Below are 13599 nucleotides of genomic sequence, written 5' to 3'. Positions count from 1 at the left end.
AATCATCCAGATATTCCTTTACTTTTCAGACGAAAACGAGGGATGATATTGATTTCTACCCCAGAGTTTGCATCAAATAATAAAAAAATACGGTTTGTAAAACTAAAAATGCAACAAGCTACAACCGGCATGAAATGGATTAAGATATTTAGAAATTTAAAAGATGATTTTCAAATAGGTGGAGATTTGGATTTAGACCATATTCTCCAATATCCGAAAGATTATATTGTCGGGGAAAATAAAAGGGTGTTATTTCCATACAATGAAAGAATATATAAAGTCCAAGGTACTAAAATAGAACCAGGTATAAAAGTAAAGGAAAGAGAGTATTTATTTAAAGAATTCCAGCGTAAATTCTCTTATTTCACAATACTTCCAGAATGTAAAAAGGTAGCAACAAATAACAAAAATGAATTATTTCCTTTATTTGCACCAAAAGGATTAGAGACATTAACATTAGAAGTTTGGTCTGAAAATATAGCGCTGGAAATAGAACAAGCATTACTTGATAGCGAAATTGTTTTGACTAAAATTGGTGAAAATTCTTATGTATTGAATACAGATTTCCCAGTATTATTAAAGATTGTGAGATACAATATTGAAAAGGTGTTACAAAATCCATATAAAATGCAATATTGTCAAAAATATAAAACAAATCTTGTAGATGATGTTACGAAAGCTGTCTATGCTACCGCGGGTGAGCGCAGTGATGCGACATTAGCATTAATCGCAATGAAAAATTGTGATGGACGCGAAAAAATTGATCCAAAACAAATCATTAGAGAGGGATTTGCACGAACAAATCGTATTTCAACATTTATTAATTTATTTATAGGCCAAAGTGTATCTCGTAAAACAATTGTAAATAGTGTTTTTAGTCTATTAGAACAAAAAGGATTTTTGAAGCGTAGTTGGAATAAGATAAATTTACCTTGTACATATGTTAATTTATCAATTGAACGAATATCGAAATTTGATTTCTTACCTATTCTTTCAAAAATAAAAGGAAAAGAAATTTTATATAAATTATATGGGAATACAGAGTGGCAAAAGATTGATTACGTATTATTAAATATAAATAAACATAATGCATTTTTATCACAACCATCAAAGAGAAATGATATGGGGGCTCTTTTTAAACAATATGTTTTCGAAACATTAATGGAAATTGTACAATATGCAAAAGAACAAAATGAACAAGTTTACTTCATTGTAGATGCAAATTTGAGAAAATATTGGATAAAAGAGTTACAAAATAAAGAAATTAATACAGATATTTTACCTGATATTGTTCCAGAGGTATTAAAGGTTCCCAACTTAAATATTATTAGAATAAATACAGGTTTTGATGTACCAAGCTACGGTGTAATAGAATGTGATGATGCTCTAGATAGAATAGGCTTATATGCAGATCAAAAAGGGATGTATTATAGCACTGGTGAATATTCACTTAATTGTAGTGAAGTTTTTCAGCGATATATAATTGAAATTCTACCATTAGGTGTAAAACCTGTAGAAAGGGATTATATCGCTAAAATGATACATTACATGTGCTGTAATTCTAGTATGCTTTCGAAAAAGAATGTACACATGACATATTCCGTACATATGGAAAAAGTAATAAAGAGTTATATTACTGACATAGATGCAAGAGAATTTAAAGAATTTGATGATGAATTGGATGTAGATGTAGTAAAAGTAGAAAAGAAAGATTCAATTATTCTACTTTAAGTACTAGTAAACAAATCCTGCTCGTTATATCGATCAGGATTTGTCATTTTTTTATGCAAATAAGGATATCATTTGTCAAGTATCTTTTCGTTTACATATTTACTTTATGTGCAGACAGGATTAATATGTTTTTTAGAAATACAAAAACTATACCAAATGGAAAAGCGATTTTTATTAATTGAAAAAATTTGAAAGGAATGGGGAATGGTGAAGAAATTAGATGTGCTCTTAATGCTACTTAGCGTCCTCTTTCCAATTGCAGGACTTACAAAGCAAATCCCTCTAGAACAATCTGTATATATTGGAGGGCTTTTATTTTTTACTAGTTTCGGTAGTTATTTTGCTAAAAAGATGTATTCACGTATATGCAGCTGGATAGCGTATGCGCCATTTATAACATTACTGTTAGTTATTTGGCATCAGGATATTACAACAAGCTCAATCATAGCAAATGCGAAAATTGCTGCATGTGTCGCGTTAATTCCATGTTTATTTCGTTTTCGTACATATGGACTTACTTTGGGATTATTCTCATTATGGGCCGCTTTACTATGGGATATAAAAGAAGTACAGTCGTTAGTCATACTTGAACGCATGACGAGTTTAATGACAAGCCATTATGTATATATATTACTATTAATTGGAGGACTTGTATTAGGAGGATTACTTGCGATGTTCATTCACCGCAAAGAGAAAGATAATAATAAAGAAAATATAAATCTACTTGGACCAAAAAAGAAACGCAAAAGATTATCATTTAAGATTCGTCTTCCGAGATTACCGAAATTAAAGATGAAACTATTTAAGTTTGGTGGGAAAGAATCTAAAAGTAAAATTCGAGAAAAGATACATGAGCATAAGTACGAAGAACCAGTTGCAACATATAAAATGACAGAGAAAATAGATCCATACAAAGAAAATGAAGTTCAAGGTCAAACAAGGATGGAACGCCGAAGAAATAGGTTTAATGCATAATGAAGTTTAATAACCCCGTAATGACTTATCTTAATATTGATAAATCATTACGGTTTTTTTATGTAATTAAATAAAGGTTGCTAATGAGGGGGGGGATAGCATATTTTATAGGTGAGAAGTTAAATAAAATAAGGGGAGGATAAAATGCTTATCATTACATATATATCTGCTTGTATATTATTCTTAGTTAGCTTTTTACATGTATATTGGGGTTTCGGAGGTAATTGGGGGACAAATAGTGTTATACCAACTAAATCAGGGGAAAAGGCGTTTACACCTCGTGCCGGAATGACATTGTTCATTGTATTATTATTAAGTATGGCAGCGATAATTTTGTTGCAACAAGCAAATATTGTTCATTTTGCAGTTCCTAATGTTATTATTCAAGTCGGTTCCTGGATTTGTATGATCGTCTTTTCTATTAGAGTAATTGGTGAGTTTAATTATTTTGGTATCTTTAAACGACAAAAAGATACGCACTTCGCTAGAATGGATACTGGTTTATATATTCCACTTTGTGCATTTTTATCTTTATCTTTCTTATTAGTAATAATTTTGTGAGTAAATAATAGTAGTTTCTTTTCTCAAAATATATGTAAACGTGAGAAATCCAAGAGTAAATAAAAAAAGGGTGTAAGCGCCTTCTTGTCGAAATGTAAATTATTATGAAAGGCGGTGACACTATGAAGTATGTAAAAGTTAGTATGAATGGTGGAAGTGAACACAAATTTTCAATGACTTTAGATCGGTTTGAAGAACTTATTACTACAGAGAATGGGATATTAGAAAATAAATTAGTATGTATTGAAAATGTAATGATTAATCCTACTAATATATCTTCTGTAGTTGAAAAAATTGGTGTACCGGCTAAGTTTATGGAAGCTTAAAATCGTTAGATAAAAAACATCCCCAATGGATGTTTTTTAATTTATAAATATGAAATTGTATAGTGAATATTTGAGTAGATTTTTTTAGCAATGACTATGCATATATTAAGTACCTGAACATGGTGCTTAATATATGCACGAAATAATAAGTACAAGCATATATTATGTAGTAGGACAAGATCTTCGTGTCCTACTTAATACTCAGAAAAAACTTCTAATCACATAAGAGCATCCAATTGCAGGGTGCTCTTATTTTTGTAAAAATTTACTGCAAGGCTTATTTTATAGTAGGATGCAAGAATAAAGGGCTATTTTTAAATAATGTTCTTTAGCCTTTAATTTTAAATTTATCTTTAACATTAGTAAATATTAAAAATAATATGATAGCAGAAATTAAGTTAGATAAGTAGAAATCTTGATGAAACAGTAGTTCGAAGATGACATAGAAAGTAACGAATAAGGCGATAACAGGTAGTATGCAAATAAATATAAATCTCCAATTTTTTAAGTAATGTCTATAATTAGTAAGTACTTTCTCCATAAATGTAGCTCCTATATTTTTGTTTTTATATAATTATACATTTAGATACAAGGATTTTCAAAGTAAAAATATTTAGCAATTCAAAAATATAAGGAAAGTATTTGTTGAAAATCCAGATTGCTCTAGCAATCTGGATTTGACTTTAAAGAACTATACTAAAATGATACACTATAATCTACGTTATTTTTGAAATGAATAGAGGGATTTGTGTGATAGATAAAATTAAAAATGCTGTAGAGGATATGTACGAGGATGAGGTTAAAGATTTACTTCAAAGTATTCTCATACAGTTAAACTTATTAGAAGAAAACTATAGTGAAGATACAATTAAAAATTTGATGGATATTCCGAAACAATTAACGAGTAATCCTACTTATAAAAGAAATGTAAAAGAAAGTACGCACGTACATATTGCTTTTGATGATTCAACGGCTGGTTGCTTAACATATATGTTAAGTCAAGAAGAATTATCTGAAGAGAGTGTTGTTGCTTTTTCTGAATTCTTTTCAATTGGACCGATATATAAGTTGCATACGAATGGGGGGCAACTAGCAAGACAGAAGTGGTTAATAAATAATTTAACTGCTTATGATAGTTATTTTGAAGAAGAATATTTATCAAGATTTATAGCAACTATAGAAGAACTACATACTATTCCTGTTGAAACGCCTATTACAATTTGGAAGGCTGATAATGCACATGAACATGTAGGCCTAAGTTTTGTAATGGCACAATTAAAGGATAAGAAAAACATTCGAGTTATTAATACATCTGAAGCAAGTCGAGAAATATTAAAACAAGAGTATGATATTCGTGGAACTGGAGAATTACCACCTGAAAGTTTAGCTCTATTCCAAAAAAGTTTTGCAAAGTTACCTTATTTAACTGAAGAGAAGCGAATGAAGTTTGAACATGAATGGGATAGAATATCGGGAAGCGTAGAATGTTTAAGAGTGTGGAAAGAAAATGAAGTATATTCTGTACAAGAAGATTATTTTGATCAATTTATAATTGAATGCGCGAAAAGTGTGGGTGCTGATCGAGAATTCCTCAAAGCTCCTAGAGTAATTGGTGAAGCACTTGGTCTTGTTGAACAATTGGTTGGAGATACTTTCTTAGAATATCGCTTGAAACAATTAATTAAACAAGAAGTATTTGAATTTGAAGGTTCGTTAGATGAAATGCGTTTTTATAGTGTGAAGTTAAGGAAATAATAAACACCTTCTATTTTTGAAAGGCTCGTATTTTTAATAATACGAGCTTTTTAAGTTGAATTTGGGCTATAACATAAGCTTCCCAGAGAGGGCATATCACATATAAATGTTAAAGGTAATGAATGAAAAGTAGGTGATTTGTTAATATGTATAACCAACAAAATTATCCATATGATCAAGCGATGTATTATAATCCACAAAACTACGGGTATGAATCTGTAGATGAAGCGAGAGATATGGAACAAGAAGATTACAGACCAGATGATGCGGAAGATGCTCCAACGTCACCACCGCCGTCGCAAGCTCCGTCGTTACCGTCTACCTTTGCGTCTCCATCTCAAGCGGGCAATATGAAATCATGGATGTGTAATTGTCTAGGAAGATGGGGCTATTTACGTTTACATCGTCCTGGTCCTTTCGGAAGGGACTTATGGTTCTTTCCGACTGAAGTGAGAAGAAACGGAGTATCAGGTTACACTTGGCAAGGTGGTCGTCGTCGTAAAGTAAGTTATCGCTATCAACAAATTAGTAATTTTATGTGCTTCGCATAAAGAGTAGTGGGAGAGTGAAACGATTTTACTCTCTCACTTTTTTATTTTTCAATATACGAAGTAAGGTTTTGGTTAAAAATTTACAATTTTCACGTTTTTATTAGAGTATAATGCATATGTTGGGTTGGTTTTCAAAAACAAATGAGAGTGAGGGAATACAATGTCAATGAAAAACAAGGTTGGACTAAAAATAGAGGAGGGCATTAATTTAGCTTCAGCTCAATTTAAAGAAGATGCGTATGAAATTTATAAAGAATCTAGAAAAATGCAACCTATCTTATTTGTGAATAAAACTGAACTAGGTGCGGAATGGCTTATCACAAGATATGAAGATGCTTTGCCACTTTTAAAAGATAGTCGCTTAAAAAAAGATCCAGCCAATGTATTTTCTCAAGATACATTGAATGTGTTTCTTACTGTTGACAATAGTGATTATTTAACTACTCATATGTTAAATTCAGATCCACCTAACCATAATCGTTTACGATCACTCGTACAAAAAGCTTTTACACCGAAGATGATCACGCAATTGGAAGGAAGAATACAGGATATTGCAGATGATTTGTTAAATGAAGTCGAGCGAAAGGGTTCATTAAATCTTGTTGATGATTATTCGTTCCCTTTACCGATTATTGTAATAAGTGAAATGCTTGGCATTCCAAAAGAAGATCAAGCGAAATTTAGAATTTGGTCTCATGCTGTCATTGCTTACCCAGAAACACCAGAAGAAATAAAAGAAACTGAAAAGCAACTATCTGAGTTTATTACATATCTTCAATATTTAGTTGATATTAAACGAAAAGAGCCAAAAGAAGACTTGGTGAGTGCTTTAATACTTGCAGAGAGTGAAGGGCATAAACTTAGCGCTCGGGAACTATATTCAATGATAATGTTACTAATTGTGGCGGGACACGAGACAACGGTAAATTTAATAACAAATACGGTATTAGCGCTCCTCGAAAATCCAGATCAATTACAGTTATTAAAAGAAAATCCAAAATTAATTGATGCCGCTATTGAGGAAGGACTACGATATTATTCTCCAGTTGAGGTTACAACTTCAAGATGGGCAGATGAACCTTTTCAAATTCACGACCAAACAATTGAAAAAGGAGATATGGTTGTCATTGCCTTAGCTTCTGCAAACCGTGATGAAACTGTATTTGAAAACCCAGAAGTATTCGATATTACTCGGGAAAATAATCGTCATATTGCCTTTGGTCATGGTAGCCATTTCTGCTTAGGCGCTCCACTTGCTAGGTTGGAAGCAAAGATTGCTATTACTACTTTGTTTAATCGAATGCCTGAACTACAAATAAAAGGGAATCGTGAAGAAATTAAATGGCAAGGTAACTATTTAATGCGTTCTTTAGAGGAATTGCCTTTAACTTTCTAGAATAGTAAAAGGAGACATGCATACATCGAAAATGATTTACATAGAGTATGTATGTGTTATTTAAATTCGAAACGGAAGGGTGAAGACATCCCAATGATCAACTAATTCTATTTGTAAGAGATCTTCGTTAAAAAACGAAATATTCTTCTGAATAGGGTTAGTCTGTACATTTATAGAAAAGGGATGTATTTCGCTCTGCGAATATATAGTCTTTTTATATGATTTGTGCTGCCTCCTGTTCAGAACATGAAATAGGAGGCTTTTTTATGTCGACAAATGTAGTAACGAAACAAAACAATGGGGTATCACAAGTATTAAAAAATCGGTTTGTTCAAGGGATTTTAGCATCAGCATTATTTTTACAAATAGGAATATGGGTTCGAAACTTTGCGGTATTACTATATGTAATGGAAATGACAAAAGGTGATGCTTTTGCTATTTCGATGATTTCAGTTGCTGAATTCGCTCCAATTTTTATTTTTTCATTTATTGGCGGTACTTTTGCTGATAGGTGGAAGCCAAAGAAGACAATGATATGGTGTGAGACGTTAAGTTCCATTTCAGTATTCGCTGTATTAATTACGCTTATGTTTGGAACGTGGAAAATTGTGTTTTTTGTGACACTCATCTCTGCAATCCTTTCACAGTTTTCACAACCATCTGGAATGAAGTTGTTTAAACAACATTTATCAACGGAACAAATTCAATTAGCAATGTCTATATATCAAACGATATTTGCAATATTTATGGTATTAGGACCAATCCTAGGGACATTTATCTTTCATAGTTTTGGAATTTATATTTCAATCATCATAACAGGCATCTCGTTTGTACTTGCGGCAGTTGTATTGTTATTTCTTCCGAAAGATCTTGAAAACGACGTAGAAAAGAAAGATATCACTCTGTTGCAGGAGATGAAGGACGGTATTAAGTATGTCAAAAAGAAAAAAGCATTAACTTTGCTGGGGCTTTGTTTTATGGCTGCAGGACTAGGTATAGGATTAATTCAGCCATTAGGTATATTTATTGTGACTGAGCAGTTAGGATTATCAAAAGAGAGTTTACAGTGGCTACTAACAGTAAATGGTGCGGGAATGATTGTTGGCGGGGCATTAGCGATGGTATTTGCGAAAAACGTTGCTCCGCAAAAGATGTTAATTATCGGTATGCTTGGTCAAGCAATTGGTATTAGCATTATAGGGTATTCTACAAATTTATGGGTTACACTTACAGCGCAGCTTTTTAGTGGTTTAGCTCTTCCTTGTATCCAAATTGGTATTAATACGCTTATTATTCAAAATAGCGATACCGATTTTATAGGTCGTGTAAATGGTATTTTAAGTCCGCTATTTACCGGTTCAATGGTAGTAACGATGAGTATAGCTGGCTCATTAAAAGAGATGTTTTCATTAAGTATGATGTATGAAGGGACGGCTTTACTTTTTATAATTGGATTATTGTTTATTATACCTATATACAATTTAAAGCCAGTAATAGCGATAGAAAGTGAAATAAGTGGTAAAGGAAGTGCTGTACAGAATGAATCCTAATCCAAATATTAAATACCCTATTGAAGGAAATCAAAACGTTCAATTTATAAAAAATACAATAACAAAATCTAATATACTTGTTGGTGACTATTCTTATTATGATGCGAAAGATGGAGAAAAATTTGAAAATCGAGTATTACATCATTATGAATTTCTTGGAGATCGCCTTATTATTGGAAAGTTTTGTTGTATTGCATCTGGAGTTAACTTTATTATGAACGGAGCCAATCATCGGATGGATGGATTTTCGGCATATCCATTTAATATATTTGGAAATGGGTGGGAGAAGTATACACCTAGTTTGTCTGATTTACCTTACAAAGGTGATACAGTTATAGGAAATGACGTTTGGATTGGTATGGATACAACAATTATGCCCGGAATAAAAATAGGGGATGGTGCAATCATTGCAGCTAAATCTGTTGTGACTAGAGACGTCGCACCATATACAATTGTTGGTGGAAACCCTGCAAATAAAATAAAAGAGAGATTTTCAAATGAAACAATTCAAGAATTATTGCAAATTCAATGGTGGCATTTTGATATTGAAAAAATAACTGGAAATATTGATGCTATTGTACGCGGAGATATTGAACCATTAAGAAAGCTAAAAAGGGAATAAAAAATGGATGACGAATAGTATCATACCTCCGAATTTTGTTAATGATAATAGAACAAGGAGGTGTGATACTATGGCACAAGACGTTTTATGTGAAGTAAACAACTGTAAATTTTGGGCGAACGGTAATAAATGTAGTGCAGAGGCAATTTACGTAGTAAGTCATAAAGGTAAACATGCATCTACAACGGAAGAAACAGATTGCAAAACATTCGATCCAGAAGTGTAAATTGTTTAAGGGTAGCCAAATCGTGGTTGCCCTTTTATTAATGATAGTATTGATAATAAATATCATTTTCATTCATTGATTTTAGCTTTTTTTGTTATTTTTTCATATTTTCTTCATAAGTGATGTAATCCAACTCAATTCATGTTCAATTCGTGATTTACTAAATTCAATGACTTCAGTAATAAAGGGTGAGGTAACCTCTAGAGACTGGATAGCGGTAAGTTGATTATGTAGTACGTTTTGACGTACAGTCAAAATCTCTTTTCTAGCTTCATATTCAAGTTTTTCAAATAGTGCGATACGAACAAGAAATTCTGCATTATTTGTCGCAAGTTTTTCGGGAAACTCTCGTAACATTTCAGAAAAAATTTCTTCTCCTGTTTCTGTTATATCGTACATATTTCGATTTGGTTTTCCAACTTGTTTATGTATTTTTTTCGTTATAGCACCCATATTTTCAAAGCGCCGAAGGGCAGGGTAAAGCATGTTGTGATTTAATTCAAAATTCTCACCTAAACGATTTTGAACATTTTTTTTGATTTCATATCCATGTTTTGGTCCTGTCGTTAATTCTGCTAGTAGTAAAATGTCAACGTACATAAAAATCCCCCTTATATATTTCTCAAGTTCTCTAATGAAAAATCTCCTTTAGTATATGTTAAAATAACATATGATAGTTTATACAACTTTGAACTGCCGACCTATCACTTTTATTGTAAAAGAAAAGGGAGGAAAGAACTATGGCTTCACCTGAAAATGTTATTTTAGTTCATGAAATTTCAAAGCTGAAAACAAAAGAAGAATTATGGAATCCATATGAATGGTATCGTTTGATGAGGGATAATCACCCAGTTCATTATGATGAAGAGCAGGATGTATGGAATGTTTTTTTATATGATGATGTAAATCGTGTTTTATCAGATTATCGCTTATTTTCAAGTAGAAGGGAGCGCAGACAATTCTCAATCCCTCCATTAGAAACTAGAATAAATATAAACTCTACAGATCCACCAGAACATCGCAATGTACGTTCCATTGTTTCTAAGGCATTTACTCCAAGAAGTCTAGAACAGTGGAAACCTCGAATACAGGCTATCGCAGATGAACTTGTACAGCATATCGAAAAATATAGTGAAGTTAATATCGTTGAACAGTTTGCTGCCCTTTTACCTGTTACCGTTATTTCTGATTTATTAGGAGTCCCAACAACAGATCGTAAAAAAATTAAAGAATGGTCTGATATTTTATTTATGCCGTATAGTAAAGAAAAGTTTAATGATCTGGATGCGGAGAAAGAGATAGCATTAAATGAATTCAAAGCATATCTTCTACCGATCGTTCAGGAAAAGAGATATCATTTAACTGATGATATCATTTCCGATTTAATTCGAGCTGAATATGAAGGCGAAAGATTAACCGATGAAGAAATTGTAACCTTTTCATTAGGTTTACTAGCGGCTGGGAATGAAACCACTACAAATTTAATTATTAATAGCTTTTATTGCTTTTTAGTAGATTCACCTGGAATTTATGAAGATTTAAGAAAAACCCCTAGCTTAATTTCAAAAGCGATTGAGGAAGTATTACGCTATCGCTTTCCTGTTACATTGGCCCGGAGGATTACAGAGGATACAAATATATTTGGCCCTTTAATGAAAAAGGATCAGATGATTGTTGCGTGGGTTAGTGCAGCGAATTTAGATGAGAAAAAATTTTCACACCCCTCTCAATTTAATGTACATCGAATAGGAAATGAAAAGCATTTAACCTTTGGGAAAGGTCCTCACTTTTGCTTAGGAGCACCACTTGCACGTTTAGAAGCTGAGATTGCATTAACTACCTTTATAAATGCTTTTGAAAAAATAGAGCTATCTCCATCTTTCTGTTTAGAAAAATGTATATTGGAAAATGAACAAACATTAAAATACTTACCTATTCGATTGAAAGCCAAATAACAATCTCAACAAGGTGCATACATTTGCATCTTGTTTTTTGTTTCTCAATTGTGAGTTTCAGGTAATTACCTTAATATGGAGTTGTATAAAACGTAGAGGAGGATTCCTATGTTGACTTGTAATGGAAGTAAATCATTTCAAAAGTTTATTAAAGGTGTTACAGATCTTATGGAAAACGGTTTATTTGAAGAAGAAATAGTGTGTGGCATTGAAAAGTTACTAGAAGAACTTTTAGAAAAGAAAACATGGCTTCCGTTAGATAAACAGAAGGCGAATTCGACTCAATATGCACGACATTTATTGTATGAGGATCCGCTCAAACGTTTTGAAGTACTAGCTCTCGTATGGAAAGATGGACAATCTACACCTTTACATGATCATGACGGCACATGGGGGGTAGAAGGCGTCTTTTCAGGAAGGATAATGGTGCAGAACTTTATACAAACGAAACAACTTGGAAATTCACTTGTTTATTTAACACATACAGGAAATCTTTATTTGGGAGAAGGAGAAACCGATAAAGTCATTCCACCTGCGGATTGTCATATTCTTGAAATTAGCAAAAAGGAAAGCGTTATCACAATTCATATCTATGGAAAACGGTTAGAAAAGTTTAAAGTATATATCCCAACTGAAGAAAAAAATGTGTACATGTGTGAGACAAAATACATTAGTTATAATTCATAGTTTGAAATCCAAAGCTTTTTAAAAAGAAAAGCTTTGGATTTTATTTTTAATTATTTCTTGACCTGAAACGCTTTTCATAAATTATAAATAAGAAGTACCTCACGAGGATTGTATGAAAACGATACCTAATAATTAATTAGAACTCGTGTATTTATAGAAAGTGGTGAAGAAATAATGAAATTAATCGCAATTGATTTAGATGGAACTCTTCTTTCGGGGAATAAAATGATTAGTAAAGAAAATGCAGAAGCAATTCGAACATGTCAAGAAGCTGGCCATGTTGTAGCAATTTGTACTGGACGTTCTATTGTTGATATTGAACGATTATTGTTAGAAGTTGATTTAGAGTGTCCAATCATTGCGGAAAATGGTGCGCTTATATATAAAGATAAGAAAATGATGAAGAGATATCCAATTCAAAATATGCAGGCACTTGAAATTGTGGAATATCTTGAAGAGAATGGTTTATATTATCAGCTTTATACTGATAAAGGTGTGTATGTACCGGATTATGGAGTAGAGAGTGTACGTAATGAAATTGAGTATGTGAAGAATTCAAAAGAAAATTTCGACTTGAAAGAGTTAAAAACAATCGCAGCATTATATCTTGAGCATACAGCGTTTCATAGTGCGGAAAGTTGTAAGCCAATTGTAGAAACAGATATACATGTGCATAAACTATTACCATTTTCTTATGATATTGAGAAATTAAAAAAACTAAAAGAAACATTTATTCATAATACAGATTTAGCAATTACATCTTCATATTGGCACAATTTAGAGATTAATCATAGAGATGCTCAAAAAGGGAATGGATTATATACTTTAGCAGAATATCTTAATATTCCAGTTGAAAACACTGTAGCGATAGGTGATGGGCTAAACGACGTTTCTATGATGGAAAAAGCGAACATATCAATTGCGATGGGTAATGCAGTTGAAGAAATAAAAACAATCTGTAAATACGAAACGTTATCAAATGAAGAACATGGTGTGGCACATGCTTTATATAAATATGTAATGTAATTAAAAAAGAAAAAAGAATCCAAAGGGATTCTTTTTTCTTTTTTATTAGGGGTAAGGTATTCTATGAGATTCATAGAAGCCTTATTACATTTCATTATATAGAATATATTGGAATAAATGTTTATATTTTTCATGAAATTTGTGAATATTTTATGAATTTTATACTTGTTGCATTTTTATACCGTTATTAGTGACGCGTATGACCCTCAAGGAAAAATTCAGTGAATGTAAGGAGGAA

15 protein-coding genes are annotated in these 13599 nt (G+C 32.0%); 13 read left to right on the top strand and 2 right to left on the bottom strand.

Annotated elements, in window-relative coordinates; all coding sequences use genetic code 11:
* Positions 1 to 48 precede the first annotated feature (48 nt).
* From N2V92_RS21800 to N2V92_RS21785, 4 genes are all read left to right on the top strand, one after another.
* Positions 49 to 1731 carry an RNaseH domain-containing protein gene (locus N2V92_RS21800; protein ID WP_000626096.1) on the top strand — a complete coding sequence of 561 codons (1683 nt, stop codon included), beginning with the start codon at positions 49 to 51 and terminating at the stop codon, positions 1729 to 1731.
* A gap of 207 nt (positions 1732 to 1938) precedes the next feature.
* Complete coding sequence (locus tag N2V92_RS21795) at positions 1939 to 2706, top strand: DUF3959 family protein (protein WP_033668957.1); 768 nt, start codon at positions 1939 to 1941, stop codon at positions 2704 to 2706.
* A gap of 144 nt (positions 2707 to 2850) precedes the next feature.
* A complete protein-coding gene (locus N2V92_RS21790) occupies positions 2851 to 3267 on the top strand; it encodes a DUF3995 domain-containing protein (protein ID WP_016077599.1) in 417 nt (138 codons plus the stop codon).
* A gap of 122 nt (positions 3268 to 3389) precedes the next feature.
* Positions 3390 to 3593, top strand: coding sequence for a hypothetical protein (locus N2V92_RS21785; RefSeq protein ID WP_000878369.1), 204 nt, complete (start codon positions 3390 to 3392; stop codon positions 3591 to 3593).
* A gap of 328 nt (positions 3594 to 3921) precedes the next feature.
* Here N2V92_RS21785 and N2V92_RS21780 read toward each other — a convergent pair whose 3' ends face one another.
* Positions 3922 to 4134 (bottom strand): hypothetical protein, encoded by a 213-nt coding sequence (locus N2V92_RS21780; RefSeq protein ID WP_000416836.1) that lies wholly within the window; start codon positions 4132 to 4134, stop codon positions 3922 to 3924.
* A gap of 209 nt (positions 4135 to 4343) precedes the next feature.
* Between N2V92_RS21780 and N2V92_RS21775 the strand changes: the two genes are divergently transcribed.
* The 6 genes from N2V92_RS21775 (at position 4344) to N2V92_RS21750 (ending at position 9693) form a co-directional block, all read left to right on the top strand.
* Entirely contained in the window at positions 4344 to 5348 is a 1005-nt protein-coding gene (locus N2V92_RS21775; protein ID WP_000565700.1) for a DUF1835 domain-containing protein, read from the top strand.
* Positions 5349 to 5494: 146 nt separating this feature from the next.
* Entirely contained in the window at positions 5495 to 5899 is a 405-nt protein-coding gene (locus tag N2V92_RS21770; RefSeq protein WP_000282691.1) for a hypothetical protein, read from the top strand.
* 160 nt (positions 5900 to 6059) lie between these two features.
* Positions 6060 to 7295, top strand: coding sequence for a cytochrome P450 (gene cypA, locus N2V92_RS21765; RefSeq protein ID WP_000062093.1), 1236 nt, complete (start codon positions 6060 to 6062; stop codon positions 7293 to 7295).
* A 266-nt stretch (positions 7296 to 7561) separates the two neighbouring features.
* Complete coding sequence (locus N2V92_RS21760; protein WP_000106404.1) at positions 7562 to 8845, top strand: MFS transporter; 1284 nt, start codon at positions 7562 to 7564, stop codon at positions 8843 to 8845.
* The gene (locus tag N2V92_RS21755) at positions 8835 to 9467 is read left to right on the top strand and encodes a Vat family streptogramin A O-acetyltransferase (RefSeq protein WP_001069207.1); all 633 of its coding nucleotides are present in this window, start codon (positions 8835 to 8837) and stop codon (positions 9465 to 9467) included. The genes N2V92_RS21760 and N2V92_RS21755 overlap by 11 nt, the downstream gene beginning before the upstream one ends.
* A 70-nt stretch (positions 9468 to 9537) precedes the next feature.
* Entirely contained in the window at positions 9538 to 9693 is a 156-nt protein-coding gene (locus N2V92_RS21750; protein WP_000046095.1) for a DUF1540 domain-containing protein, read from the top strand.
* A gap of 102 nt (positions 9694 to 9795) precedes the next feature.
* Here N2V92_RS21750 and N2V92_RS21745 read toward each other — a convergent pair whose 3' ends face one another.
* Positions 9796 to 10293, bottom strand: coding sequence for a PadR family transcriptional regulator (locus tag N2V92_RS21745; protein ID WP_000289121.1), 498 nt, complete (start codon positions 10291 to 10293; stop codon positions 9796 to 9798).
* Between the two features lie 140 nt (positions 10294 to 10433).
* Between N2V92_RS21745 and N2V92_RS21740 the strand changes: the two genes are divergently transcribed.
* From N2V92_RS21740 to N2V92_RS21730, 3 genes are all read left to right on the top strand, one after another.
* Positions 10434 to 11648 (top strand): cytochrome P450, encoded by a 1215-nt coding sequence (locus N2V92_RS21740; protein ID WP_000168021.1) that lies wholly within the window; start codon positions 10434 to 10436, stop codon positions 11646 to 11648.
* A gap of 108 nt (positions 11649 to 11756) precedes the next feature.
* Positions 11757 to 12335, top strand: coding sequence for a cysteine dioxygenase family protein (locus N2V92_RS21735; RefSeq protein WP_000954440.1), 579 nt, complete (start codon positions 11757 to 11759; stop codon positions 12333 to 12335).
* A gap of 174 nt (positions 12336 to 12509) precedes the next feature.
* Positions 12510 to 13361 (top strand): Cof-type HAD-IIB family hydrolase, encoded by an 852-nt coding sequence (locus N2V92_RS21730; protein WP_000766389.1) that lies wholly within the window; start codon positions 12510 to 12512, stop codon positions 13359 to 13361.
* Positions 13362 to 13599: the final 238 nt, after the last annotated feature.

It is taken from the genome of Bacillus sp. CH_48 (assembly GCF_038008465.1).
Lineage (GTDB): Bacteria > Bacillota > Bacilli > Bacillales > Bacillaceae_G > Bacillus_A > Bacillus_A thuringiensis_S.
Note: the sequence above shows the minus strand (reverse complement) of the source record. Positions and strands in the feature narration are given on the sequence as shown.

What these genes read in the sequence shown, in the direction of transcription:
- N2V92_RS21750 (WP_000046095.1), top strand. Translation starts at nt 9,538, where the DNA reads ATGGCACAAGACGTTTTATGTGAAGTAAACAACTGTAAATTTTGGGCG.
- N2V92_RS21790 (WP_016077599.1), top strand. Translation starts at nt 2,851, where the DNA reads ATGCTTATCATTACATATATATCTGCTTGTATATTATTCTTAGTTAGC.
- N2V92_RS21780 (WP_000416836.1), bottom strand. Translation starts at nt 4,134, where the DNA reads ATGGAGAAAGTACTTACTAATTATAGACATTACTTAAAAAATTGGAGA.
- N2V92_RS21745 (WP_000289121.1), bottom strand. Translation starts at nt 10,293, where the DNA reads ATGTACGTTGACATTTTACTACTAGCAGAATTAACGACAGGACCAAAA.
- N2V92_RS21755 (WP_001069207.1), top strand. Translation starts at nt 8,835, where the DNA reads ATGAATCCTAATCCAAATATTAAATACCCTATTGAAGGAAATCAAAAC.
- N2V92_RS21740 (WP_000168021.1), top strand. Translation starts at nt 10,434, where the DNA reads ATGGCTTCACCTGAAAATGTTATTTTAGTTCATGAAATTTCAAAGCTG.
- N2V92_RS21770 (WP_000282691.1), top strand. Translation starts at nt 5,495, where the DNA reads ATGTATAACCAACAAAATTATCCATATGATCAAGCGATGTATTATAAT.
- N2V92_RS21760 (WP_000106404.1), top strand. Translation starts at nt 7,562, where the DNA reads ATGTCGACAAATGTAGTAACGAAACAAAACAATGGGGTATCACAAGTA.
- N2V92_RS21785 (WP_000878369.1), top strand. Translation starts at nt 3,390, where the DNA reads ATGAAGTATGTAAAAGTTAGTATGAATGGTGGAAGTGAACACAAATTT.
- N2V92_RS21730 (WP_000766389.1), top strand. Translation starts at nt 12,510, where the DNA reads ATGAAATTAATCGCAATTGATTTAGATGGAACTCTTCTTTCGGGGAAT.
- cypA (WP_000062093.1), top strand. Translation starts at nt 6,060, where the DNA reads ATGTCAATGAAAAACAAGGTTGGACTAAAAATAGAGGAGGGCATTAAT.
- N2V92_RS21735 (WP_000954440.1), top strand. Translation starts at nt 11,757, where the DNA reads ATGTTGACTTGTAATGGAAGTAAATCATTTCAAAAGTTTATTAAAGGT.